Below are 23960 nucleotides of genomic sequence, written 5' to 3'. Positions count from 1 at the left end.
ATTTGCGACGCGCGGTCGGACGGCCGAGATTGGGGTGTATTCTGTTGAAAAACTCCCGCTTGCGGTTGGCGTGAAGTCCTGATTCAGTTTTCGCAGGCAGGCGGAGACTTGACGATGATGGGCGAGCGGACGGTGATGCAGGAGGCGCTGTTCTATAGCTTCCGCATCGAGGATCACGTGCCTGACGATCACCTTCTGCGCGCGATCGACCGGTTCGTCGATCTGACGGGTATCCGCGAGCACCTGAAGCCGTTCTACAGCGCGATGGGTCGGCCATCGATCGATCCAAAGTTGATGATCCGGATGCTGATCGTGGGCTACTGCATGGGCATCCGCTCGGAGCGGCGTCTGTGCGAGGAGGTTCATCTGGATCTCGCCTATCGCTGGTTCTGCCGGCTCGATCTCGACGGCGCGGTGCTAGACCACTCGACCTTCTCGAAAAACCGTCACGGCCGGTTCCGCGACAGCGACCTGCTGCGCAAGCTGTTCGAGACGACCGTTGAGCGCTGTATGACCGAGGGTCTAGTAGGCGCCGAGGGCTTCGCCGTCGATGCCAGCCTGATCCGGGCCGATGTGCATCGCCAGCGTTCGGTGACGGGCGAGGAAGGGTTGCCTCCCGATGTGGCGGGCCGCGCGGTGGCCGAGTATCTCGACGTGCTCGACGATGCCGCCTTCGGCGGATCGACCCCGGTGACGCCCAAGCGCATCAATCTCACCGACCCGGCATCGCGCTGGACCGCGGCGACGCGCGGATCGGCCTTCTACGCTTACAGCACGAACTATCTGATCGATCTCGACCATGCGGTGATCGTCGATATAGAGGCGACGACCGCGATCCGCCAGGCCGAGGTCACCGCCCAGCGCCGGATGATCGAGCGCACGCAGGAGCGCTTCGGCCTGTGGCCCGAGAAGCTGGTAGCCGACACGGCTTACGGCTCCGCGCCGAACTTGGCCTGGCTGGTCGAGGACCGCGGCATCGAGTCGCATATCCCGGTGTTCGACAAGTCCGCGCGGTGCGATGATACCTTCGAGCGGTCGGCCTTCACCTTCGACCATGAAGACGACAGCTCTACCTGCCCCGGCGGCAATCGCCTTCGTCCATCCAACCGCAACTTCAGCACCCCGCGTCCGCGCGCCAATGCCGATGGCTTCATCCGCTACCGGGCCCGCGAGAAGGACTGCGGCGCCTGCGGGCTCAAGCAACGTTGCACGCCGAAGCTGGCGGCGCGCAAGATCATGCGCTCGGTCCATGAAGGCGCCCGCGATATGGCCCGCGATATTGCGACCAGCGATGCCTACCTCGTCTCACGGCGCCAGCGCAAGAAGGTCGAGATGCTGTTCGCGCACCTGAAACGCATCCTCAAACTGGACCGCTTGCGCCTGCGCGGTCCGAATGGAGCCAAACACGAGTTCGATCTCGCCGCTGCAGCCCAGAACCTTCGTAAGCTGGCCAAGATGCGGCCGGTCGCAGGGCTCGCACCCGCCTGAGCGGCGCGGTAAACCCGCTCGCCCGGTTCAGACGCGAGCCCGACCGTGCTCCGCCTGCGACTTCTTCAACAGAATAGGGTGGAAACCCGACGTTCGTAGCGATGTAAGCGTCCGTCCAGAACCGTTCAGCGGTAAGCACTTCGCCAACGCCTTCGGCCGCGGCAGTAATCGTATCCCGGTTCCGGCCGGTCACGATGACGGTCGAGCTGGAATCCTGAAGTCGTTGCGCGATGGCCGTTTTGATACCTGAACTAGCGCCGGTGACGAGCGCGACCTACGATGCGACCGAGCTTATGCTCACTGCGAGCGCCCAATACCGCCTAGCGCGCGTTTGGCCGAATGCGGCTTATTCGTAAAGTTTCTATAGCACTGCTATAAACAGCCTTCTATAGCGCCGCTATATGGTTCCTATGAACGCACGAGACACCTTGATACTGGCGGCACTGAAGGTGCTCGAAGAAGGCGGCGAGGCGACGTTTTCGACGCGATCCGTGCTTTCGATCGCCGGCCTTTCGGCACCGACCCTGTACCATCATTTCGGCAATGCCGATGGGTTGCTCAGCGCCGCAACGACCGTGGCGTTCGAGCAGTTTTTAAATCGCAAATACGCTGCTGAGCAGGGCGACGACGCCAGCGCAGCGCTCACCAATGGGTGGGACGATTATGTCCTCTTCGCCGCTGAAAGACCGCGTCTCTACGCCGCGATGCTCAGCCGCGTACTCGCCGGGGGAGAGATTCCGGCTGCGCGGCAGGCGTTTGATCTGCTGCGAATTCAGCTCCGGAGGATTGAGGTCGATGGCCAGCTCGCGACCGACGTCGAATCGGCTGCCGACTGGATGTGGGCCTCCGTGAACAGCGCATCCCTGCTTTTCGTCACCGCCCATCTAAGGGGTAGCAAGACCCCGACGAACAACGTCCTGAAAAGTCTCCGCGATGGTTCGCTCAACGCCATTCTGCGGCAACAGAAGGATTGAAGCTATGAAGGTACTTGTCACTGGCGCCACCGGCTTCCTCGGTAGCCATCTTGTGCCGCACCTTCTCTGGTCGGGGCACGAAGTTTTCCCCCTGACGCGCTCGGAGCGCAGTGCCGCAGAGTTGCGCCGACTCGGCACAACGCCTGTCATCGCCGATCTGGAAGATGACGACCCGATCGTCCTGCCGAAGGTCGATGCGGTCATTCATGCCGCCGCCTGTTTCCGCTTCGCCGGGCGGCGAGGTCCGTATTTCAAGGCCAATGTGGATGGCACCGCGGCTCTCCTGTCGGCTTCGCGCGAAGCCGGCGCGAAGAGGTTCGTGCATGTGAGCGCAGCTGGGGTCATCATGGACAACCAGGGCTCGCCGACCAGAGGCGCCAACGAGAGCGCGCGCCTCCATACCGACAGCTTTTCCGGCTATGTGGCGAGCAAGGCTCGCTCCGAAGAACTCGTCCTTGCTGCTGATCGCCTTGGGTTTCGGACGATCGCGCTCCGTCCTCCGGCTCTATGGGGACCGGGGGACAAGTTCAGCGCCGAGCTGCCAAAAGCGCTCGAAAAAGGCCGGTTCGCCTTCATCGACCGCGGCGACTACCCCTTTTCGACGTGCCACGTGGAGAACCTCATTGAGGCGATCGAATGCGCGCTGGCGCATGGCGAGGGCGGCCAAGCCTACTTCGTGGCGGATCGCGAAACCGAGACCTTCCGCGAATTCGTGTCGATGATCGCCACAGCGCAAGGCGCGTCTGTCGAAGGCGTTCGATCGATTCCCTATCGCGTTGCCTTCCAGATCGGACGCGCGATGGAAATCTTCGCGCGCTTGATGGGCAAAACGGATGATCCGCCGTTGTCGCGGTCGCTCGTGCGCATGATTGGTCGGGAATTCACGGTCGACGACAGCGCCGCTCGGCGCGTCCTCCGCTACGTGGGCAAGGTCGATCGCGCCACGGGCAGCAAGCAATACAGCTTTGCCTGATCTGCGCGACCGCAGAGCACCAATTCCCACGCATGCTCGCACGCCTTAGTCCGGGAGCACAAACCGGAACGACCGGATCCGGGTCGCTAGCCGAACGGCAGTTTTTCACGACTGCTTCCCCACAACCGGACCGACGGCTTCCGGCCCAGTTTTTGCCGCTTATATGATCCGCCGTCGATCACATTACGGGCGTCGAGGCGGTTGACCGCACCAGCCAAACGACTTAGCGCAAAGTCGATTAGGTGGGGGTATCGCCGGGGGTATTTTCAAAACGCCGAAAGGAATTATCGAACTCTTTCAGCTACTTACATGTTCCCTATATGTTCCTCCTCCGCTACCATTCTCGCATTCGCGTCCTGCCATCGTCGGGAAGGCGTTTTCGACATTGCGGAGGGCGACGGGCTCCGCTACAGGCGCGCCCTGTTGCCGCTTTAGCTCAGTTGGTAGAGCACATCATTCGTAATGATGGGGTCAGGTGTTCGAGTCACCTAAGCGGCACCACTTTCCTCTTAACCGCCGGTCACGCTCATATGCCGCGCTACTGCGGGCTGTACGCGGTTGATATCGAAGTCGTGTCGTTCGGGCTTGCCGGCGATCAGGCGGTCGAGGGCTTCGTCCAAAGCTACCGTCCCGCCTTCGCGCATGATGTCGCGCAATTCCACCTTCTGGTCGTGGCCTAAGCAGCCGTAGATCGTTCCAGTCGCGGCAATGCGGATACGGTTGCAGCCGGCACAGAAGTTGTTGCTCAACGGCGAGATGAATCCCACGCGGCTGCCTGTATCCGAAAGTTCGAAATAGCGCGAAGGTCCGCCCGTCCGGTGGAGCGAGGGGACGAGATCGAACCGTTCCTCGATCGCATCGCGGGCCGCAGCGACGGGTAGATAGGTATCGGATCGATCGCCTTCCACTTCGCCGAGCGGCATGGTTTCGATGATCGACAGATCGAGCCCGTTTGCGGCGCACCACGCGGCCATTTCGGCGAATTCATCGTCGTTCACGCCCTTCATGGCGACCATGTTGAGCTTGATCTTCAGTCCGGCAGTGCGTGCCGCGTCGATCCCTTTGAGAACCTGCGACAAGTTGCCGCGTCGGGTAATGTGTGCAAACTTCTCTGCATCGAGCGTATCGAGGCTGACATTGATACGGCGGACGCCTGCGGAATGTAGTTCGGCTGCCATCTTCGGCAGTTCGGTGCCGTTGGTCGTCACCGTGACCTCATCGAGCCCGCGGCCGATCATCGATCCGAGATCGCGGAACAAGCCAAGAATGCCGCGCCGAACGAGGGGCTCACCGCCCGTAATGCGAATACGCGTGACGCCGCGACGGACGAGATGCTCGCCAAGTTCGGCCAGCTCTTCCAGTGTCAGCAGGTCGCGCCGTGGCAGGAAGGTCATGTCTTCCGCCATGCAATAGCGACAGCGCAGATTGCAGCGATCAGTGACGGACAATCGGACGTAGTCGATCCGGCGCCCGAAGGTATCGACGAGGTTTTGCTGACGATCGGAAGAAGCCATTGTCTGTCAGCTAGGCCTTGCGAGCCGGAGGCACAATGGCGTGATCCTCAAAAGCTCAGACAACGGGCCGATCCGCCTTGGGGTATGGCTTCGGATCGTGCGGTTTGCCGGATGAGTAAATCGGATTTCGCGAGGGTCGCTTGCGAACTCGATTGCTGGTTCGTCAGTGGTATCGCCTCGTTGTCGTGGCGGTAGCCACGCGCGAAGTGTTCGCGCTCTCCGGGTGCGGGAAGCGCGGCGCCGAGCGGCAGGTCGAACCAGTGCAGGGCATCGTCGTATCTTCCGCCGCCGAGAGCCGTAAGGAGGGGGGCGAGAAAGAGGCGCGCGGTGACCATTGCCGACGTCGGATTGCCCGGCAAGCCAATGACGTATTTCGAGCCCGCGTTTTTCGCTGCCCAAATCGGCTTGCCGGGCCGAATAGCGGCTTTGGCGAAGAGAAGCTCGAAGCCACCGCCTGCGATGCTGGATTGCGCGAAGTCCCGCTCGCCGACCGACGCTCCGCCGATGGTCACGAGGACATCGCTCCTTTCAAAACAGTTCTCTGCAGCGCAGGCAATCGCCGAAGGGTCGTCTCTTATGCTTCGGCGGTCGGAAAGTTCAGCTCCCCATTGCCGAGCAAGGGCCGCAATCCCGAAGCTAACGCTTTCCGGCAGGGTTCCAGGCGTCTGGTGCGCCGTACCCAGCCGTGCTAATTCGTCGCCGGTGGAAAGGATGGCGATGCGGGGGCGACGCCATGCCGTCACTTTTGCCCGATCGGCTCCCGCCAAGAGGACGACGTTGCGATAATCAACGCATGTGCCTTCGCGCAGTAGTATCTGGCCCTCGCGATAGTCCGATCCGCGTCGGCGGACGTGCAGATTGTCGCCATATTCTCCGACGATCCTCGCGTCCGGTCCTTCGCTCTCGACGATTTCCTGCACCAGCACGCGGTCCGCACCCTTTGGCAGATGCGCGCCGGTGAAGATGCGCATGGCCTCGCCTGAAGCGAGCGAGGTCGTGCTCGGGCTTCCGGCACTCGATGTTCCAACAATTCGGAACGGACCGGGCAGATCTGCCTCCCGAACGGCATATCCATCCATCGCGGAAACGTCTGCTCGCGGGGAATCGAGGCGGGCGGTTACATCTTCGCCCAGCACGAGCCCGTCCGCGTCGGCCAGATCGATACCGGTTTTTTCCAAAGGCTGTGCGGCATTGCGCAACAGGGCGGTCACTTCATCGAAGGATAGCATGGTTGCGAAATGACTTGGCTTGCAAAACGCTCCCTCTACTATGGCCTGCGATGAACCGGCCCGCCGCCAACCCGATTTTGCGTATCGATTTCCAAAAGCGGACGAGCGCACCGTGCGCGCGGTCGCTCGCGCAGGAAGCTCCGGTCGCGTTCGAGTATAACGGGTTGGGTTACGCGGTGATGATGGCATCGCCGCAGGACCTGATCGATTATGCAGTCGGCTTCACCCTGGCCGAAGGGTTGGCCACGAATGCGGGCGAGATTGAAACCATCGAGGTGGCAGAGGTCGCGCGCGGGACCATCGTGCGGATCGCCTTGCCTGCGGAACGTGGCAATATGTTGCAGGAGCGGCTGCGGCTTCGACTGGTCGAGGGAAGTTGCGGTCTGTGCGGCCTGGAAAGTATCGAGGAAGTGCTTCGGCCGCTCCAGCCGCTTGCCCATACTCCGGCCATCTCGCGCGAGGCGATTGCCATCGCGCTTGCCAACCTGCGCGACCATCAGCCTGCGGGCCGCGAAACCGGCGCGATGCACGCCGCCGCATTCTGCGATGGGACAGGGCGTATCGTGGCCGCCCGCGAGGATATCGGGCGCCACAATGCGCTCGACAAACTGGTCGGCCATCTTGCGCGTGAAGCCGGCGATCCGGCGACCGGTTTCATTCTGCTGTCTGCACGATGTTCGTACGAGCTGGTTGAGAAGACGGTAAGGGCGCGGTGCCCGGCGCTGGTGACGATTTCCGCCGCCAGCGATCTCGCCGTCGAACGGGCTGCGGCTGCGCGCCTGACGCTGGTCTCGCTCGCGCGTAGCGATGCGGCGCTGGTCATGAACGATCCGTACGGGTGCTTCGCTTGATGCGAGTGCTCGGCGCAGTGTTGGCCGGCGGGGAAGCTTCGCGCTTCGGCAGCGACAAGGCGCTTGCGAAGATCGGCGGCGAAACACTTCTCGACCGCGCTGTGGCGGTGCTGAAAGACCAGTGTAACGCCGTGTGCGTCGTCGGCCGGCGAAGCGCGCCGGTCCAGACCGTGGCCGATTGGCCGCGCCCCGGTTTGGGGCCGCTGGGCGGTATTTCGGGCGCACTTCGCCATGCCCGCGATCTCGGCTTGCCCTATGTTCTTACCTGTGCTGTCGATATCCCCAAGCTCCCAGTCGATCTGGTTCGCCAATTGACACCGGCGCCAGCTTGCGTCGCTGCGCAGCCCGTAGTCGGGCTGTGGCGAGTGGCGGATATCGCAGTGCTCGATGCGCTTCTGGCGAGCGAACAGCAGCATTCGCTGATCGCGTTCGCCAATGCCTGCGGGGCGCGGCGGGTCGAACTTTCGCGCAAACTCGGAAATATCAACACCCGCGAAGATCTCGAAAGCTACGAGGGCGAAGGGAACGGCGCTAGCGCAAAACCTTTTGCTAAATAGCCGCTTTTTCCGGCGAACTACGTAAGGACCGATCATGGCAAACGACCTACCAAAGCCCAAGGAATACAAACAGGCCGCCGGGGGCTGGGGGTCACTGGAAGGGGTCACCAAGTCGGAATTGTCGTCGCGGGCTTCGCCCGGCGCGTTGCTGACGCTGAAGGACTTGAACAAGCCCGGCGGAATGATGTGCACTTCGTGCGCGTGGACGAAACCGGAAGATCCGCATGCGCTCGAATTCTGCGAGAACGGCGCGAAGGCGACCTTTTGGGATTTGACGATGCAGCGGTGCGAGCCGGAATTTTTCGCCCAGCATACCGTTTCGGAATTGCTGACATGGGGCGATTACAAGCTCGAGAAGGAAGGCCGCCTAACCGAACCGCTCAAATACAATCCCCAAACGGACAAGTACGAGCGAACAGATTGGCAGACGGCTTTCGAAGAGATCGGCGCGGAATTGCGCAAGCTCGACCCCAAGGCGGTTACGTTCTATGCCAGCGGAAAGGCCGCGCTTGAGCCGTCCTATCTCTACGCGCTGTTCGCTCGCGCCTATGGCCACAACAACCTGCCCGACAGTTCAAACATGTGCCATGAGACGACCTCGGTCGGCATGAAGAAGGTGATCGGCTCGCCGGTCGGCACCTGCCAGATGGACGATTTCGATCACGTCGACGTGATCTTCTATCTCGGTCAGAATCCCGGCACGAACAGCCCCCGCATCCTTCGCACCTTGCAGAAGGCGGTACAGCGCGGCTGCAAGATCATCGTTTTCAATCCGCTCAAGGAAAAAGGCCTGCGCGAATTCGTCGATCCGCAGAGTCCGATCCAGATGACGGTCGGCAAATCGACCAAGCTCGATCATATGTATTGCCAGGTCCGTCCGGGCGGGGACATCGCCGCCCTCATGGGCGTGTGCAAGCGCGTGCTCGATGCCGACAAGGAAGCGCAGGCGGCAGGGCGTGCGCGTGTGCTGGATACGGAGTTCATCGCTCAGCATACAACGGGCTTTGAAGATTTCGTCACCAAGATCGAAGCGACGGACTGGAAAGACCTCGAACGCGAAAGCGGGCTGTCGCGTGCGGAAATGGAAGTGGCCGGCGATTACTATGCCGAAGCCGACAATGTCATGGGCATTTACGGCATGGGCATCACCCAGCACGTGCACGGTTCGCAAGGCATCGGATTGCTGGTCAACCTGCTATTGTTGAAGGGTAATATCGGTCGACAGGGCGCCGGATGCTCGCCGATCCGCGGGCACTCGAACGTACAGGGCCAACGCACGGTCGGCATTACCGAGAAGACGGCCCTCGCGCCGGTCGACAAGTATCGCGAACTGTTCGATCTCGAAACGCCTGAACGGGATGGGCATGCTACGGTGCCGTTCCTCGAAGCGGTGATCGACGGATCGAACAAGGGCTATATCGGCCTCGGCGGCAATCTCTCCAATGCTGTGCCCGATCACGAGCGCGTGCATGAGGCGTGGCCGAAAATGGACCTGACCGTCCATATCGCCACAAAGCTTAATTCCACACATTGCCGGCCCGGCAAGGCAAGCTGGATATTGCCATGCCTCGTCCGCTCGGAAGAGGATTTCCAAGGCGATCGCAATCAGTTCGTGAGCATTGAGGACAGCTTCAGCCATATTTACGGCAGCAGGGGCAATCGCACGCCCGCCAGCCCGCACCTGAAAAGTGAAACGGCAATCGTCGCGGGGATGGCGGAAGCAACCCTTCAGGGCAGCCACCCCAAGCTCGCGTGGGATGAATGGACGCAGGACTATTCCAAGATTCGCGACTGCATTGCCGCGACCTATCCCGACGACTTTCACGGCATGAACGAGCGCATGAACGAGCCCGGCGGCTTTTTCCGCGGCAATCCGGCACGCGAACGCATCTGGAAGACGGATAGCGGAAAAGCGGAATTTACCGATCCGAGCGTCCTCAACGCTTGCGGAATCGGCGATGCGGAGGGGCGGTTCCATCTCGTGACCCTGCGGTCGAACGATCAGTTCAACACGACGATCTACGGCCACAACGATCGCCTGCGCGGCCTTTCGGGAAGCCGCAAAATCGTCATGATGCGGCCGGAGGACATGCAGGCACAGGGATTGCGTGAGGATGATGAAGTAGCCCTCGTCACCGATCTTGCCGATGCCCCTGACGGCAAGGACGACCGGCGCCGCGCCGTGTCTGGCCTGAAGGTCAAGCCATACGATTTGCCGTCCGGGACGTTGGCGGGTTACTTCCCGGAGCTCAATCCGCTGGTGCCGCTCTGGTATCACGATAAGCTGTCGCAGACCCCGGCCAGCAAGGGCATTCCCGTGAGACTGGTGACACAACCCGCCTGACCCATTTTTAAGCGGAATTTAAGGTTACTGCGCCATTATCGCCTGCTATCGGCTTGTGCCGTTACGGGACGATTGGGGACGCATGACGCGCACATGGCGCTTTGCAGCAATATTGTCGGGCGCGGCTGCGTCGGCCTTCGCATGTCCGGTGGCGGCGCAAACCATCGCGCCCGATGCGTCGATCCTTACGCAGGACGCACCGCCCGCCGACCCTGTCGACACCGCACCGCCTCCCCAATCACCGCTGGACCGGCCGAATACGGCGCCCGAGCCGGTCACCGCCGCGCCCTCGACGCCGTCCGCATCGGTTAGCGATCCAGAGCCGGTGTTGGATCCCGTTCCGGCCGATCCCATGTCGGCGACCGGTCCTGTCGAAAGTCCCGCTCCGATGCAGGGGCCCGATCTCGACCCCGATTTGCAGGCACAGGGGGTCACCGATCTTCCCGAGCCGGTCGCCGCGCCGCTCGATATCGACTTTGCCGGCGATCCGGTTCTCGCTCTCGCTGATTCGTCGGCCGACGCGGATACGTTCCGCGCGATCGTGGTAGCGGCCCTTGAAGACAGCCCGACGACGCGCGAGGCCTTGGCGCTCGAGGATGCCGCCGAAGCGCGCGTGACCGAAGCGCGGAGCGGGCTGTTGCCGGTCATCGATATGAATGTGGCGAGCTTCCGCACATTCGATCGCCAGTTCACCGACGATCCGCAAAACCTCATCGAAAGGTCGCGCCCGCGCAGGCGGACCGACTTCACGCTGCAGTTGGTCCAGCCAGTCTGGGACTTCGGCGGCGCGCTGGCCAGTACGAGAGCGGCGTCGGCGCGTTTGCGGGCAGCCGGCTTTCAGCGCGAGGCGCGGGTCGGTGAAGTCGCGGGCGAGATGGTCATCGCGTGGACGCAGGTGTTCGGTTACCAGGCGCTGGAACGATTGTACGAAGGTTTCCTTTCGGCGCAGGACGGGCTGGACGATGCCATCGACCGGCGAATTGCACTCGGCGTCTCAGCGGAAGGAGATCGCTCGCGGGTCGCGTCGCTTCGTGCGCAGGGCGCCGTGCAGTTGGCGCAGGCACGGCGCCAGCTTTCAGGCGCGGAGGCACGCTTCCGGCTGCTCAGCGGGTTCGAGCCACCCGCCCGTCTGATGCGACCTCCAATGCTAGGCGAGGGGGACATTTCGCTCGATTGGGCACAAGCCGCTTCGCAGGACATCCCCGAAGTCAGAACTTACGAGGAACTTGCCAAGGCGCGCGAACAGGACGCGCGCGCGGCGAAGGCACGCAGATTGCCCAATGTCACCGGGCGGGTGGATTACGGGCGCTACGGATTTCTCGAAGACCGGATCGATTACGACCTTCGCGGCACCATCAATCTCGGCTGGCGCTTCTTCGGCGGCGGCGTCTGGGCGCGAGCCCGTGCGGCCGATGCCGATGCCGACGCCGCCATTGCCGTAGCGGACCGCGTTCGTGAGGAAGCAGCGCGCGACGCGGCAATCGCTTGGTCCGATGTGCAGGCGCTGGAAGCGCAGGTCGCGGCGCTGGAGGAAGCCTATCGCGCCGCCCGGCAATCCCGCGATATCGTGGTCGCGCGCTTCGGCGCACTTCGCGGCACCTTGTTCGACGTCGCAGACTCCCAAAGCATCTACCTCAATGCCGCCGGATCATACATTCGTGCGCTCGCCGAGCTCGATGCGGCGCGCTACATCCTCATCCTGCGCACCGGTCGGATGAGCGAACTGCTCGAAATCGAGGAAACGGAGATCCCGCTGTGAGCGACCAAGACCTCGTTGCCGTCCCGAACAAGCGCCTTGCCGAGTGGCTCATGGTGCCCATTCGGCGCAACTGGCGGACTTACAGCAAGGTTGCCATCGCCGCCGTGCTGATCAACCTGTTCGGACTCGCCAGCGCGCTCTTCACCATGACGGTATACGACCGGGTCGTGCCCAATGCGGCGTACGAATCGCTGCTGGCGCTCTCCATCGGCCTCGGTGTCATCATCATCTTCGATTTCATCCTCAAGCTGCTGCGCGCTTATTTCGTCGACCATGCCGGCGCCAAGATCGATGAGGAAGTCGGGGAGGATGTGTTTTCCCGCCTGCTCGCCATGCGGCTGGAACTGCGCAAGGGATCGACCGGACACCTCACCGGCATGATGCGCGAGCTGGAAACGATCCGCGATTTCTTCGCCTCGGCTACGCTGGTCGCGGTTGTCGATGTGCCGTTCATCGTTATCACGCTGATTGTCGTCGCGATCATCGGTGGCTGGGTCGTTCTCGTACCGGCCCTGATGGTGCCGCTGGTGATCGGTGTGGGGCTGGCGGCGCAACCGGCGCTGCAGCGCATCGCGGCGACCACTTTGGGGCAAGGGCTCTTGAAGCAGTCCGTCCTTATCGAAACCGTAGGCAGCATCGAGCATGTGAAGGTGTCCGGCGCGGATGCTATGCTCAAGCGGCGCTGGGCCGGAGCGGTCCGCGAGCATGCGCGCAGCAATATGCGCCAGCGGCTGATCTCGTCCGTCGGGACGACCTTCGCCACGACGGCGGGCATTCTGAGTTATGCCGGCGTGGTTGTCGTCGGCGTGTTTGCCGTGGCGAACAACAACCTGACGCTCGGCGGTCTCATCGCATGTTCGATCCTGGCGGGCCGCGCCATCGCCCCGCTGGCGCAGATTTCGCAGCTTGTCGGGCGCATCACCGCGACGCGCACCGCCTATCGCCAGGTTCGCACTCTGATGGAACAGCCGGTCGAAGGTCCTGCGAAAGAGCCGATCCGGCTCGGCAATACCGCAGGCGCGATTGAACTGCGCAACGTTACCTTCTCGTATCCCGGCGCGAGCGCTCCGGCGCTCGACAATGTCAGCCTGAAGATCGAGCCCGGCCAACATGTTGCCCTGCTCGGCAGGGTCGGGTCTGGCAAGTCGACCATCGCGCGCATGATCCTTGGTCTTTATCCGCCGCAGGAAGGCATGGTGCTGATCGACGGCATCGATATTTCCCAGTTCGATCCCTATTCCGTCCGCGCGCGCATCGGTTCGGTTTTGCAGGAGCCGGCGCTGTTCTCCGGATCCATTCGCGAGAACATTGTGCTCGAGCGCCCCTATATCGACGACGACGAGATGCTGCGCGCCGCGCGCGTTTCGGGAACGGATTTGTTTGTGTCCAACATTGCCAACGGATACGATCTCAAACTGGTCGATCGGGGTGAAGGCCTATCTGGCGGACAGCGGCAGTCGGTCGCGATTGCCCGTGCACTGGCCGGTAAGCCGCCGATCATGGTGATGGACGAACCTTCGAGCGCGATGGATGCGCAGTCCGAGGGAGATCTGATCGTGCGGCTCGACGACGAGCTCGCCGGTCGCACGCTGGTCGTCGTTACCCATCGGCAGCCCCTGCTCAGGCTGGTCGACCGGATCATAATCATGGACCGCGGCAAGGTCGTCGCCGACGGTCCGCGCGACGAAGTGCTCGCAAAGCTCAACCAAGGCACCCAACCGATAAGGCGCCAGGCATGAACGCCCCCAACGAATTCCCGCTCGACAACCAGGTCCGGCAGGTTCCAGACAACGACGAACCGCGCCATGTCGAAGATCGGATCGCCGATCTCGATCCGGGCAAGGCTTCGCGCATTCTCTTCTGGGGCATCACGATCTTCTTTGTGGTGATCTTCATTTGGGCCGCCTTCGCCGAAATCGACCGGACGGTGCGCGGGCAGGGGCGGGTGATCTCGAGCTCGCAATTACAGGTCGTCACCAGCCTCGAAGGCGGGGTGCTGGAGGATATTCTGGTCCAGCCCGGCAAACGGGTACAGGAAGGCGAGGCTCTCGTGCGGCTCGATCCGACGCAAAGCGGCGCGGAACTCGGCAGTTCGTCCGCCACCGCCGCTGCCCTCGATATGAAGATCGCGCGGTTGCGGGCCGAGATTGCGGGTCGTGCGCCTGCCTATCCGCAACCGGCGAACATGGAGGCCGCGCAGCAATTGCAGGTCGAAAGGTCGCTCTATTCCTCTCGGCAGGCAGCATTGCGCAGCGCTCTATCTGCAGGACAGGCGCAGATCGAAAATGCGCGCCAGGGCGTAGAGCAAGCCCGTGCTTCCGTGCAGGCTCGACAATCGGCTTTGTCGCAGGCGCAGAACGAGGTGAATGCCGTGCGCCCCCTGGTTGAGAACGGCATCGAACCGCGCATGACGCTGACCCGTGCGGAATCGCAGCAGGCGACCGCCCAGAGCGATCTCGCGGCGGCGCGTGCGACCTTGTCGCAAGCGAGTTCGCAGGTCGCCGAAGCCAGCGCCAACCTTGCCCGCATCCGCCAGGATTGGCGCGAGCAGGCGGCCGGCGAACTCGCCGTTGCGCAGGCCGATTACGAAGCACGCGCGAGCACCTTGCCGGCGCTGCAGGAGCGGGTCGCACGCACGACTCTGCGCGCGCCGACGACGGGGCAGGTGAGCCGCGTGTTGGTGACGACCAAAGGCAGCGCCGTTTCCCCCGGTGAGCCGGTGGTCGAACTCGTCTCCGACGACGACACCCTGCTGATTGAGGCCCGCATCAGTCCGCAAGATATTGGCTCCGTTCGGCTAGGCCAGCGTGCCAAAGTCGGCATCTCGGCCTATGATCAGGCGGTGTACGGTACGCTGGAAGGGGAGGTGCAGACGATCTCGCCCGACTCGATCGTCGATCCGAACTCAGGCGAGATCTATTACCTCGTCCGCGTAGCCACCAACGACAGCGCGCTGACCGGACCGAGCGGACGCGAACTGGAGATCGGAACCGGGATGGTCGCGGATGTCAGCCTACTGGGCGACAAGCGAACGGTTCTTCAATATATCCTGACCCCGATTACCCGCCTGAGCGAGACAGCGTTCCGCGAATAACGCGCCGGATTCAGGATCAGGTAAGGACGTTGCGGATAAAGCAACTGCCGATTCGGGATTGAGGGTTCTTCATATGTGTTCGGTTTGCAATGCTTCGCTGTCCTCGCTCGCAGTGGCGAAATCGGCGGCCGGGTGGCAAGCGGCGCCAGGCGGCTTCGCCGCGGCCACTTTGATCACCGACTATGCCCATGAGGAACTTCTTTTCGATGTCGGCTCCGGGTTCTCGAATGCGCACGACGCCGTCAGCCAGGAAATTGGTCCGGTCCACGCAACCGGCCCCGACATCGCAGCCAATACATCGACAACTGCCTCGATCGCCGTCGGAGGAAGTCTGACCAGCGAGCTTGGCTTCGTTGGCGACAGGGATTGGATCCGGGTCGAACTGACCGGCGGGGATACGATCGATATCTCGCTGCATGGTTCGGGCAGTGATCCGTTGTACGATCCCTATTTGCGCGTGTTCGACGCAAACGGATCTCTACTAACGGAAAACGATGATGGCGGGGGAGGCCTCAACTCGCTTCTGCGTTTCACGGCAGCGCGATCGGGCACGTATTACATTGAAGCTGATTCCTTCGCCAGTCAGTATACCGGGCAATATACTGTTTCGGTGAATGAAAGTGTACCGCTGCAGCTGTACACCAACGATCAGATCGCCGATCAGTTGACGAATGGATACTGGGGTGGGTCGAGCCGCTCGTTCTCCGTTAACGGTGCAGGGCTTACGGTAAACATTACCGCGTTGTCCGCTCCGGAACGTACCTTGGCGCGCGAGGCGTTGGCAGTCTGGCACGATATCACCGGCATTCAGTTCACCGAAATCAGCGGTGGCGGCCAGATCGTCTTTCAGAACACAGGCGATGGTGCCTTTGCCGATTCCACACGGATCGGCTCGACCATCACGTCTTCGACGGTCAATGTGTCAAGCGATTGGGTCGCCCAGTACGGAACCGGTCTCGATAGCTATTCCTTCCAGACCTACGTGCACGAGATCGGCCATGCGCTGGGGCTCGGCCATGCGGGTAATTATAACGGGAATGCCAGCTACGGGGCCGATGCCCTGTTTTTGAACGATTCGTGGTCGACGACGGTGATGTCGTATTTCGATCAGCGCGAGAACTCGTATTTCGCGGCTGAAGGGTTTACCCGCGCACCGCTGGTGACGCCGATGGGCGCGGATATCGTGGCAATCGGCCGTCTGTATGGCATCGCGACCGACACGCGGCTGGGTAATACCACCTACGGTTTCAATTCGAATGCCGACCGTGATATTTTCGACGCGACCAAGTTCTCGGACGTTGCATTCACTATTGTCGATAGCGGCGGTTACGACACGCTCGATTACAGCGGATACGGGACTGATCAGGTCATCGATCTTGGTCAGGAAACCTTTTCCTCGGTCGGAGCCGAACGCGGCAATATTTCGATCGCCCGCGGCACCATCATCGAAGCGGCAATTGGCGGATCGGGGAACGATCAGATTTTCGGCAATGATCGCAGCAATTCGTTGCGCGGAAACGCAGGTAACGACCGCATTAGTGGGATGGCAGGGCCGGATACAATTTATGGCGATTTGGGCGACGACGATTTGCTCGGTGGTACTGGCTCCGACACGATCTACGGCGGAGACGGCAATGACCGCATTCGTGGCGGACTAAACAACGACATTCTGTTCGGAGACGCTGGAAACGATACGATATCGGGCTCCAACGGCTTCGATGAAATACACGGCGGAGACGGAGCAGATACTCTCGCCGGCGGCAACGGCAACGATACGCTGAACGGAGATGCCGGTGACGATACGCTCGATGGCAATTTCGGTAGCGACATCTTGCGTGGAGGAGATGGCAACGACACCCTTCGCGGTGGCGATGGCTGGGACGTTCTGCGCGGAGATGCTGGTAAGGACACGCTGATTGGGGGAGCCGGAAATGACCGTATTTACGGTCACGACGACGAGGACACGGCCTACGGCGGGCCGGGCAATGATCTGATCGATGGCGGCAATGCAAACGACCTGCTCTATGGACAGGACGGCGACGACGTAATTCTCGGTGGAGCGGGCTGGGACCGATTGGTCGGCGACAGCGGAAGTGACACGCTTGAAGGAGGGGCGGGGAACGATCGCCTGATTGGCGGATCCGGTAACGATACCCTGAGCGGAGGTTCCGGCTCTGATATTTTCGTCATGCAGTATTCCGGCGACACTAACGCGGATAGGATTACGGATTTCGAAGCGGGTTCCGACCGTATCTTTCTCGTTCGATCGGGAGATTTCGGAGGTTTGCGTAGTTTCGGCGTGCTGAGCGCGAACGAATTCCATATCGGTACTGAAGCGGCGGATGCGGAAGATCGGATCATCTATGATCGAGGTTCCGGTAACCTCTTCTACGATGCGGATGGATCTGGATCATCCCAGGCGCAACTCTTTGCCACCGTCGATCCGGGTACCAATCTTTCCGCTACAGATTTTCGTTCGATAGCAGGTGAAGCGCCCGCATCCTCGGTAGTCGGCGACTTCGACAATATGCTGTTCGCTTAACCCGAATGCCGTTGAAGAAAGCGGTATGCGCTTTGGTGTCATTCGCATTATCCGCGGCTTGTGCGAATGCATCACCGAGCGAATTTTCGAGGCCGAACCCCATGGAATGCGCTGTCTCCAGAAAAGCGGCTGGCGATGTCGACCCGGCGGCTATCTGCGCGATCTTCGTCGGGACGCTGGGCTCGACGCCTGCAGCGAGTGACGTGCAGGCCATTGAGATCAGCATGCTGACGGCGTTCGCCGCGTCCGTCGATCTACGCGGTCGTCAGGGCACAAGTCTTGCCAAATTGAATTTCGATAGCCCGGATCGTCCGATCGGCACGGAGCAATGGCGCCGCTTCGCTGCCAATGTGGCAGACTATCTCTCGGCATCGTAATTCATTTGGTTTGCGGCGATGCCGGAAGGCAGTCGCCGCGTCGGAAAGAGATTGCTAGGCGGGCGGCATGTTCATCAGAAGTTGCTGTTTTCCGATCCTTGCGCTGTGTCCGTCGCTAGCATTTGCGCAGTCCGATGGTAGTGCGGAGCCGCCTCCGTCCGATACCATTGTAGTGACCGGTCGGGGGCTCGGCGAAACGCCAGCCGCTCCGGCCTACGATACGCAGACGATCACGCGCGAGGAACTGGTTAGCGAGCCCTCGGGGCGGGTCGAGAACGCGCTTGCGCTGGTTGCTGGTGTTCAGCAGTTTCGGCGATCGGATAGTCGTTCGGCCAATCCTTCCGCGCAGGGCGTGACGCTGCGCGCGCTCGGCGGCAATGCGACGACCCGGGCCCTTGTCCTGCTCGATGGCGTCCCCATGACCGATCCGTTTTTCGGCTATGTACCGTTCAATGCCATTGCGCCGGAACGGCTCGGCGAGATCAGGGTGACGCGTGGTGGCGGTTCGGGTCCGTTCGGGGCAGGCGCTCTGTCCGGTACGATCGAATTGGACAGCGCCTCTCCCGATCTTCATCCCACTTTTGAAGCGCGAGGTTTGATTGACAATCGCGCCGAGACCGAAGCGAGCGCGACCGCCTCGACGAAGCTCGGGACTGGATATGCGGTCGTTTCGGGCCGTTGGGACCGGGGGCGGGGCTTTTTCACGACGCCGGTCGATCAGCGCGTACCGGCATCGGCCCGAGCATCCTTCGACGATTGGTCGCTGCATGCGCGCGGTGTCGTGCCGGTCGCACCCGACATCGAATTGCAGGCGCGAATGTTGCTATATCGCGACGAGCGCGAATTGCGCTTCGAGGGCGCACGAAGCTTGTCCGAAGCGCAGGATGCGAGCGTACGCTTGGTAGGACGCGGCGTTTGGGAATTCGATGCGATCGCGTATCTCCAGCAGCGGAATTTCGCCAATATCGTGATCAGCTCGACGCGGTTCACGCCAGTCCTCGATCAGCGCAAAACCCCCTCGACTGGCCTTGGCGGCAAGTTCGAGCTTCGTCCTCCGATAGGCGGGCACCACGTCCTGCGTGTCGGTGCCGATTACCGGCGATCGGACGGCGAATTATTCGAGGACGCGATCAGCGCGTTGAGCGGCCTCGTCACGGAACGACGCAATGCGGGCGGCACGAATACCGATTTCGGCCTTTTCGCCGAAGACGACTGGATGCTGGGCGATCTGACCCTGACTGCGGGGGCTCGCGCAGATCGCTACACCATTCGTGGCGGCTTCTTCCGTACTCGTTCTCCGGATGGGGTGGTGTTGGACGATATCGTCTATCCTGCTCGCAGCGGATGGGAGACGTCCTTTCGCGGCGGCGCGCTATACCGTGCGGGACCGCACATCAGCCTTCGCGCAGCCGCCTATTCCGGCCTCCGTCTGCCAACTCTCAACGAGCTTTATCGCCCCTTCGTCGTCTTTCCCGTCGTTACGCAGGCGAATGCCGATCTGCGCAACGAGACGTTGAAAGGCGCGGAGATCGGCGCGGATTACGATACCGGCTCGGTGCGCGTATCGGTGACGGGCTTCGTCAACCGGCTCGACGATGCCATCGCCAACGTTACCATCGGCGAGAACCTGCGCCAGCGGCGTAATATCGATGCGATCGTCGCACGGGGAATTGAGGCAAGCGGGGGCTTGCAGTTCGGCGCGCTTTCGTTCGACAGTTCCCTTGCCCTTACGGACGCGGAAGCGCGTGGTCCGGGCCTCGACGGCAACCGTCCCTCCCAAACCCCTCGCTTCGTGGCGACTGCCCGCGCTGCATGGCAGGCGGGAGAACGCTCGTTAATCGCCGTGACCGTGCAACATGTCGGCGCGCAATTCGAAGACGATATCGAGACCGACCGTTTACCGGCCTTCACAACCCTTGGCGCATATGTTCGGCTGCCCGTAACTGAAACGCTGGCTTTGGTGCTGCGAGGTGAAAACCTTACGGACGATACAATTGTCACACGGAACAGCGGCGGTTCGATCGATCTGGGCGTGCCGCGCACCGTATGGGCGGGGGTCGACATACGGCTTTAAATTGTGATCCAGCCAAAGGCCTTGGCGCCCATCCAGAGACCCATGCCGATCATGAAAAGGTTTTCCGTCAGCGACACGAAGCCGAGGGGCACGTTCGAACTGCCGCCTACGCAGGCGCATTTCAATTCGCGCTTGTCGATATAGACCGCCTTGAACACGCTGACCGCGCCGATCGTCCCGATGAATAGCGCGACCGGCACCGAAACGATCGGCAACGCCTTCGCCGTCATCAGGATACCCGCCAGTGCCTCGCCGAAAGGATAGACGAAGCCGTAAGGCACCCAGCGGCGGGCCAACAGGTCGTAGTTCAGGAACATGGTCGAGAAACTGTGCACATCCTGCAGTTTCTGCACGGCAAGGAAGCTCATCGATAAACTTACGAACCATTCCAAAGCGAGAATGGTAAAGAGCGCGCCTTCGGCATACCAGCTGAAGGCGAATGCCAGCAGTGCGGCGACTGCGAAGATCGCGATCACCGGCTGATAGCTGGTTTCGCCATCCTTCTGGATGGACTTGCCGAAATGTTCGCGCAGATCGTCGTAACCGCCAATGCGCTTTCCACCGATAAAGGTCTGCGGCGTGGTCCTGACGTCGTGCTTTGCCTTGAACGCGTCGGTCTCCGCGCGCGTCTTGAGGTGGTGGTCCTCGGTCTCGTAACCTTCGCGCTTGAGCAAATCGACCGTCTTGAGGCCATAAGGGCAGACGTGCCCCGGCATCACCATGCGATAGACGACGGCTTTTTTCGATCCGGGATGGTTGATGGCATTCATCGCTCGGCCTTCTTGATTGAACTCGGCGCATCAGCAAACGACTGGTGGTCGAAACATTCAAACCCGATCAATCGGCGAAACGCATCGTCTTCGTTTGCCGCCCGGATTGGGTGAGCGCGACGGCAAAGGCGCGCGGGTTGGTTTTAATATAACGCAGGGCGAGATGGCGTGGTTGAGTCATCATGCGGTGCATCCATTCGATGCCCGCATCCTGCATCCACAGCGGAGCACGCTGGTATTCCCCGGTGACGAAATTGAAGCATCCGCCGCAGGTAATCGTCCACACCGCGTTGAGGCGATGCTTGTATTGCGCACAGAACTCCTGCTCGAGCGGCTTGCCGAGCCCGACCCATAGAAAATCGGGCGCACAGCGATCGATATCGGCGAGGATTTCCTCTTCGCGGCCTTGAAAGAACCCGTGATGCCGCCCGATGATATTCAGCTTGGGGTAGAGTTCCTTGAGTTTCGCGGCGGCCCCGGCATTCGTGTGTTCCCGCGCGCCGAGGAGATAGAAGCTGCGTCCGCTGGCTTCGCAGGCCTTGGCGAAATCGTGTATCATATCGGTCGTCGGCGCGCGCTCGGGTATCGGTTGCTCGCAATAGCGATGCGACACGGCAACGATGAATTGCCCATCAGCGTGGACAAGGTCCGCCTCGGCGAAACTTTTACGAAAGACCGGATCGGTCTTGGCCATGGCGATGCCCTGACCGTTGGAATCGAACACCAGCCGGGTCCGCACACGCCCTTGCTCATCGGCGGTAGCCGCATCCTCATGCGCAGCACTAACCAGCCCCTGCCGATCGATCACGGCAACGAACTGGTCGCCCACGCGCACGTGGCGGATCGGTTTCCAAGGATCGGCCATCGGGAAGTCGGACGCGTTCCGGGCAAAGGAGGGGGCGGGGTCCAGCATGGTTAAGTGCGGCTCCACATGGCCATGCCCGCCTCGTCGCGCTTTAGCAATCCCGTTTGGCCGACCGGTTCGACCTCGCCCGACGTCAGCCATGAAATCAACGAGGTATCGGTGCCGGGAACGCGGGCGAGGGTGCGCGAGCCTTCCGGCGTCAGTGCCACGATGACGCCGCCCGACGGTCGGCCGACGTCATCGTAAAAGACGGTGTAAGTCTCGATCGCGCCTTCGCCTTCATAGTTTCTCACGAGGGGCGGGATCGCGCTGCGGCGCCTGTCCGCCTCTTCTTGCATATCGAACTGCCGCGGGAATTCCGCTCCGGTCGGCGCGCCCGACAGGACGATCGCGTGGTTGTGCGTCGCATAGCCGCCATTGGCAAAAAGCAGCCCCTTATCCTGCGTACCGCGAAGTTTAGCGGCCATCGCGGCGACCGCGTGGCTCATGTAGTTTCCGATCGGCCCGCCGCCGAACGTGAGTCCGCCGTGCACGGTGATTGGTCGATCTATCGGCCAGTCGAGCTCACGTCGCGCCATCTTGGGGACGCAGGGAAAGCAGGAATAGAGTTCGACTTCGGCGAGATCGGTTGGCTTCAGGTCGTTGAGCGTCAGTGTCCGTTCGATGACGAAACGCAGGCTCGCCGACCCGGCGTAATCCGCGCGCAAAAGGAAGTTCTCGTTCTCACTGGCCGCCGCGCCGTGGCCGATATAGACGAGCTGATCCTCCGCAATGCCCCGCCGCCGCGCCTCTGCAAGGCTTGCGAGAATGAAGCCCGCGCCCTGATTCACGGACGCATTGGCGACCTGGAGCTTGGTGTACGGAAAGGCGATGGGACGGTTTTTCGCGCTTGGCGTGATGACGGTTTCCGCCGCGACGGGGTCGCGCAACCACGCTCCCTCGCTCTTCGCGGCTACCTCGCTCATTCCGGCCCATAGGATGCCACTTTCCGCCTGCCCCTCGGCGAGCGTTTGCCCGAGCGACGCACGCAGGGCGTTCTCGTAAAGCGGATATACGTCGGTGGGGACGACGAGGCCGTAACTTTGCGCGTACCCCTTGTGCACCCTGTGGCTCGCATCGCGTAGCGCGTCGTGTTTCGGGTCGCCCTTCGTCTGCTTTATCGCGGCAAGCTGGCCTGCGGTGCGCAGCGCCTCCCCTCCGGTGATTGCGCAGATTCGCGCTTCGCCGCGTCCAATGCGGTTGGCGCCTTCGTGCAGGAGGCGAGTGGGGCTGTCGCCGTTTGGCTTGTCGGTCTGTTCGCAATGCGCCGGAGCGATGCCCAGAGCGCGGGCGACCTTTTCATGCACCGGCGACAATTGCGGCCAGGCGAGCTGCGCGACGACGGAGAGCGAATCGCAATCGGCAAGCAGTCCGCCGCCTGCATCCCTATCGGCTCCGCGCAAGGCCTCTGCCATTAGCTCGACAGGGTTTAGTCCGTCGGCGGGATCGGCTGGCCGGTCGTTGATCTGGCCAACGCCGACAAGGACGGGCGTCCGTTCCGGATCGGTCCTATCTGTCATCGCAACCCCTTCACATTGGCTCGCGGTCCGCTATAGGAGCGCTCGCTGCTGGGGTGTAGCCAAGCGGTAAGGCACCGGTTTTTGGTACCGGCATGCGCAGGTTCGAATCCTGCCACCCCAGCCATCTTACCCGCGGTCGTCAGAGTCTCTTACCGTCGAAATCGGCGGCCGAATGGCGTTCGCGGAGTTGCGCGTCCTCGTCCCCCCACGTCTTTGCGACTATCCTGCCGCGCTTTACCCCCGGCCGTTGCGCGATCCGCTTCGCCCACCGCTCAACATTCGTGTATTCGTGGATGGAGAGAAAGGTGCGCGCATCTTCGTAGATTTTACCCTCGACGAAGGGTGCCATCCACGGGAAAGCCGCGATGTCAGCTATATTGTAGTCCGCACCGCCAAGATATTCGCTGTTCGCGAGCCGCTGGTCCGCCACGTCGAACAGACGCTTCGTTTCCATGGCGTAACGGTTGATCGGATATTCGAATTTCTCCGGCGCATAGGCATAGAAGTGGCCGAAGCCGCCGCCAATGAACGGTGCGCTGCCGATCTGCCAGAACAGCCAGCTATAGGTTTCGGCACGCGCCGGTCCGGTAGGCAGGAAAGCGCCGAACTTTTGCGCCAGATGCAGAAGGATTGCGCCGCTTTCGAACACGCGCACGGGTTCGTCGCCGCTCAGGTCGAGCAGGGCGGGAATCTTCGAATTCGGATTGATGTCGACGAAATCTGACCCGAACTGTTCGCCTTCGCCGATATTTATGGTGTAGGCATCGTATTCCGCGCCCGAATGCCCGGCTTCCAGCAGTTCTTCCAGCATGATGCTGGCCTTCACGCCGTTGGGCGTCGCCAATGAATAAAGCTGGAAAGGATGGTTGCCGCGCGGCAACGCCTTGTCCTCGCGCGCGCCGGCGGTCGGCCGATTGATATTGGCGAAGCGGCCGCCATTCTCGCTATCGTGCGACCAGACCTTAGGGGGGGTATAGGTATCGGACATCG

At 61.7% G+C, this 23960-nt stretch carries 18 protein-coding genes and 2 tRNA genes; 14 read left to right on the top strand and 6 right to left on the bottom strand.

The window, feature by feature from the left end:
* Positions 1-114: 114 nt before the first annotated feature.
* The 4 genes from E3U23_RS13870 to E3U23_RS13855 all read left to right on the top strand — a co-directional run bounded on the left by E3U23_RS13870 (position 115) and on the right by E3U23_RS13855 (position 3936).
* Positions 115-1488 (top strand): IS1182 family transposase, encoded by a 1374-nt coding sequence (locus tag E3U23_RS13870; protein ID WP_279351891.1) that lies wholly within the window; start codon positions 115-117, stop codon positions 1486-1488.
* Between the two features lie 410 nt (positions 1489-1898).
* Entirely contained in the window at positions 1899-2462 is a 564-nt protein-coding gene (locus tag E3U23_RS13865) for a TetR/AcrR family transcriptional regulator (protein WP_279351890.1), read from the top strand.
* 4 nt (positions 2463-2466) lie between these two features.
* Complete coding sequence (locus E3U23_RS13860; protein ID WP_279351889.1) at positions 2467-3435, top strand: NAD-dependent epimerase/dehydratase family protein; 969 nt, start codon at positions 2467-2469, stop codon at positions 3433-3435.
* A gap of 425 nt (positions 3436-3860) precedes the next feature.
* A tRNA-Thr gene (locus E3U23_RS13855) sits at positions 3861-3936 on the top strand.
* Positions 3937-3944: 8 nt separating this feature from the next.
* Here E3U23_RS13855 and moaA read toward each other — a convergent pair.
* The gene (moaA, locus tag E3U23_RS13850; protein WP_279351888.1) at positions 3945-4949 is read right to left on the bottom strand and encodes a GTP 3',8-cyclase MoaA; all 1005 of its coding nucleotides are present in this window, start codon (positions 4947-4949) and stop codon (positions 3945-3947) included.
* Between the two features lie 47 nt (positions 4950-4996).
* Positions 4997-6178: a molybdopterin molybdotransferase MoeA gene (locus E3U23_RS13845; RefSeq protein ID WP_279351887.1), complete on the bottom strand. Its 1182-nt coding sequence runs from the start codon at positions 6176-6178 to the stop codon at positions 4997-4999.
* Positions 6179-6228: 50 nt separating this feature from the next.
* On the opposite strand from E3U23_RS13845, the gene fdhD reads away from it, so the two are divergent.
* The 9 genes from fdhD to E3U23_RS13800 all read left to right on the top strand — a co-directional run bounded on the left by fdhD (position 6229) and on the right by E3U23_RS13800 (position 19776).
* Positions 6229-7029 (top strand): formate dehydrogenase accessory sulfurtransferase FdhD, encoded by an 801-nt coding sequence (fdhD, locus tag E3U23_RS13840; protein ID WP_279351886.1) that lies wholly within the window; start codon positions 6229-6231, stop codon positions 7027-7029.
* On the top strand, positions 7017-7586 hold the full coding sequence (gene mobA, locus E3U23_RS13835) for a molybdenum cofactor guanylyltransferase (protein WP_279351885.1): 570 nt from the start codon (positions 7017-7019) through the stop codon (positions 7584-7586). Before fdhD ends, mobA begins: the two co-directional genes overlap by 13 nt.
* Before the next feature lie 34 nt (positions 7587-7620).
* Positions 7621-9930, top strand: coding sequence for an FdhF/YdeP family oxidoreductase (locus E3U23_RS13830; protein ID WP_279351884.1), 2310 nt, complete (start codon positions 7621-7623; stop codon positions 9928-9930).
* A gap of 82 nt (positions 9931-10012) precedes the next feature.
* Positions 10013-11689, top strand: a complete 1677-nt coding sequence (locus E3U23_RS13825) for a TolC family protein (RefSeq protein ID WP_279351883.1) — start codon at positions 10013-10015, stop codon at positions 11687-11689.
* Positions 11686-13428, top strand: a complete 1743-nt coding sequence (locus E3U23_RS13820) for a type I secretion system permease/ATPase (RefSeq protein ID WP_279351882.1) — start codon at positions 11686-11688, stop codon at positions 13426-13428. The genes E3U23_RS13825 and E3U23_RS13820 overlap by 4 nt, the downstream gene beginning before the upstream one ends.
* Positions 13425-14783, top strand: coding sequence for an HlyD family type I secretion periplasmic adaptor subunit (locus tag E3U23_RS13815; RefSeq protein WP_279351881.1), 1359 nt, complete (start codon positions 13425-13427; stop codon positions 14781-14783). Before E3U23_RS13820 ends, E3U23_RS13815 begins: the two co-directional genes overlap by 4 nt.
* Positions 14784-14895: 112 nt before the next feature.
* The gene (locus E3U23_RS13810) at positions 14896-17325 is read left to right on the top strand and encodes a M10 family metallopeptidase C-terminal domain-containing protein (RefSeq protein ID WP_279351880.1); all 2430 of its coding nucleotides are present in this window, start codon (positions 14896-14898) and stop codon (positions 17323-17325) included.
* A 101-nt stretch (positions 17326-17426) separates the two neighbouring features.
* Positions 17427-17702: a hypothetical protein gene (locus tag E3U23_RS13805; RefSeq protein WP_279351878.1), complete on the top strand. Its 276-nt coding sequence runs from the start codon at positions 17427-17429 to the stop codon at positions 17700-17702.
* A 67-nt stretch (positions 17703-17769) separates the two neighbouring features.
* Entirely contained in the window at positions 17770-19776 is a 2007-nt protein-coding gene (locus tag E3U23_RS13800) for a TonB-dependent receptor plug domain-containing protein (protein ID WP_279351877.1), read from the top strand.
* Here E3U23_RS13800 and E3U23_RS13795 read toward each other — a convergent pair.
* The 3 genes from E3U23_RS13795 to E3U23_RS13785 all read right to left on the bottom strand — a co-directional run bounded on the left by E3U23_RS13795 (position 19773) and on the right by E3U23_RS13785 (position 22970).
* Positions 19773-20546, bottom strand: a complete 774-nt coding sequence (locus E3U23_RS13795; protein WP_279351876.1) for a glutaredoxin — start codon at positions 20544-20546, stop codon at positions 19773-19775. The genes E3U23_RS13800 and E3U23_RS13795 overlap by 4 nt on opposite strands.
* A gap of 67 nt (positions 20547-20613) precedes the next feature.
* Positions 20614-21411, bottom strand: a complete 798-nt coding sequence (locus E3U23_RS13790; protein ID WP_279351875.1) for a WecB/TagA/CpsF family glycosyltransferase — start codon at positions 21409-21411, stop codon at positions 20614-20616.
* A 50-nt stretch (positions 21412-21461) separates the two neighbouring features.
* Positions 21462-22970, bottom strand: coding sequence for an acetyl-CoA acetyltransferase (locus E3U23_RS13785; protein ID WP_279351874.1), 1509 nt, complete (start codon positions 22968-22970; stop codon positions 21462-21464).
* Positions 22971-23019: 49 nt separating this feature from the next.
* Between E3U23_RS13785 and E3U23_RS13780 the strand changes: the two genes are divergently transcribed.
* Positions 23020-23094, top strand: a tRNA-Gln gene (locus E3U23_RS13780).
* A gap of 15 nt (positions 23095-23109) precedes the next feature.
* Here the strand turns inward: E3U23_RS13780 and yghU are convergent.
* The gene (gene yghU / locus E3U23_RS13775; RefSeq protein WP_279351873.1) at positions 23110-23958 is read right to left on the bottom strand and encodes a glutathione-dependent disulfide-bond oxidoreductase; all 849 of its coding nucleotides are present in this window, start codon (positions 23956-23958) and stop codon (positions 23110-23112) included.
* Positions 23959-23960: the final 2 nt, after the last annotated feature.

Source organism: Erythrobacter litoralis, from assembly GCF_029760855.1.
Taxonomy (GTDB): domain Bacteria; phylum Pseudomonadota; class Alphaproteobacteria; order Sphingomonadales; family Sphingomonadaceae; genus Qipengyuania; species Qipengyuania litoralis_A.
The sequence above is the reverse complement of the archived record's forward strand: the minus strand, read 5'-3'. Positions and strand labels throughout refer to the sequence as shown.

Bases quoted from the DNA above. Each gene is read 5' to 3' on its own strand.
- E3U23_RS13870 (WP_279351891.1), top strand. From the start codon at position 115: ATGATGGGCGAGCGGACGGTGATGCAGGAGGCGCTGTTCTATAGCTTC.
- E3U23_RS13865 (WP_279351890.1), top strand. From the start codon at position 1,899: ATGAACGCACGAGACACCTTGATACTGGCGGCACTGAAGGTGCTCGAA.
- E3U23_RS13860 (WP_279351889.1), top strand. From the start codon at position 2,467: ATGAAGGTACTTGTCACTGGCGCCACCGGCTTCCTCGGTAGCCATCTT.
- moaA (WP_279351888.1), bottom strand. From the start codon at position 4,949: ATGGCTTCTTCCGATCGTCAGCAAAACCTCGTCGATACCTTCGGGCGC.
- E3U23_RS13845 (WP_279351887.1), bottom strand. From the start codon at position 6,178: ATGCTATCCTTCGATGAAGTGACCGCCCTGTTGCGCAATGCCGCACAG.
- fdhD (WP_279351886.1), top strand. From the start codon at position 6,229: ATGAACCGGCCCGCCGCCAACCCGATTTTGCGTATCGATTTCCAAAAG.
- E3U23_RS13830 (WP_279351884.1), top strand. From the start codon at position 7,621: ATGGCAAACGACCTACCAAAGCCCAAGGAATACAAACAGGCCGCCGGG.
- E3U23_RS13825 (WP_279351883.1), top strand. From the start codon at position 10,013: ATGACGCGCACATGGCGCTTTGCAGCAATATTGTCGGGCGCGGCTGCG.
- E3U23_RS13815 (WP_279351881.1), top strand. From the start codon at position 13,425: ATGAACGCCCCCAACGAATTCCCGCTCGACAACCAGGTCCGGCAGGTT.
- E3U23_RS13805 (WP_279351878.1), top strand. From the start codon at position 17,427: ATGGAATGCGCTGTCTCCAGAAAAGCGGCTGGCGATGTCGACCCGGCG.
- E3U23_RS13800 (WP_279351877.1), top strand. From the start codon at position 17,770: ATGTTCATCAGAAGTTGCTGTTTTCCGATCCTTGCGCTGTGTCCGTCG.
- E3U23_RS13795 (WP_279351876.1), bottom strand. From the start codon at position 20,546: ATGAATGCCATCAACCATCCCGGATCGAAAAAAGCCGTCGTCTATCGC.
- E3U23_RS13790 (WP_279351875.1), bottom strand. From the start codon at position 21,411: ATGGCCGATCCTTGGAAACCGATCCGCCACGTGCGCGTGGGCGACCAG.
- E3U23_RS13785 (WP_279351874.1), bottom strand. From the start codon at position 22,970: ATGACAGATAGGACCGATCCGGAACGGACGCCCGTCCTTGTCGGCGTT.
- yghU (WP_279351873.1), bottom strand. From the start codon at position 23,958: ATGTCCGATACCTATACCCCCCCTAAGGTCTGGTCGCACGATAGCGAG.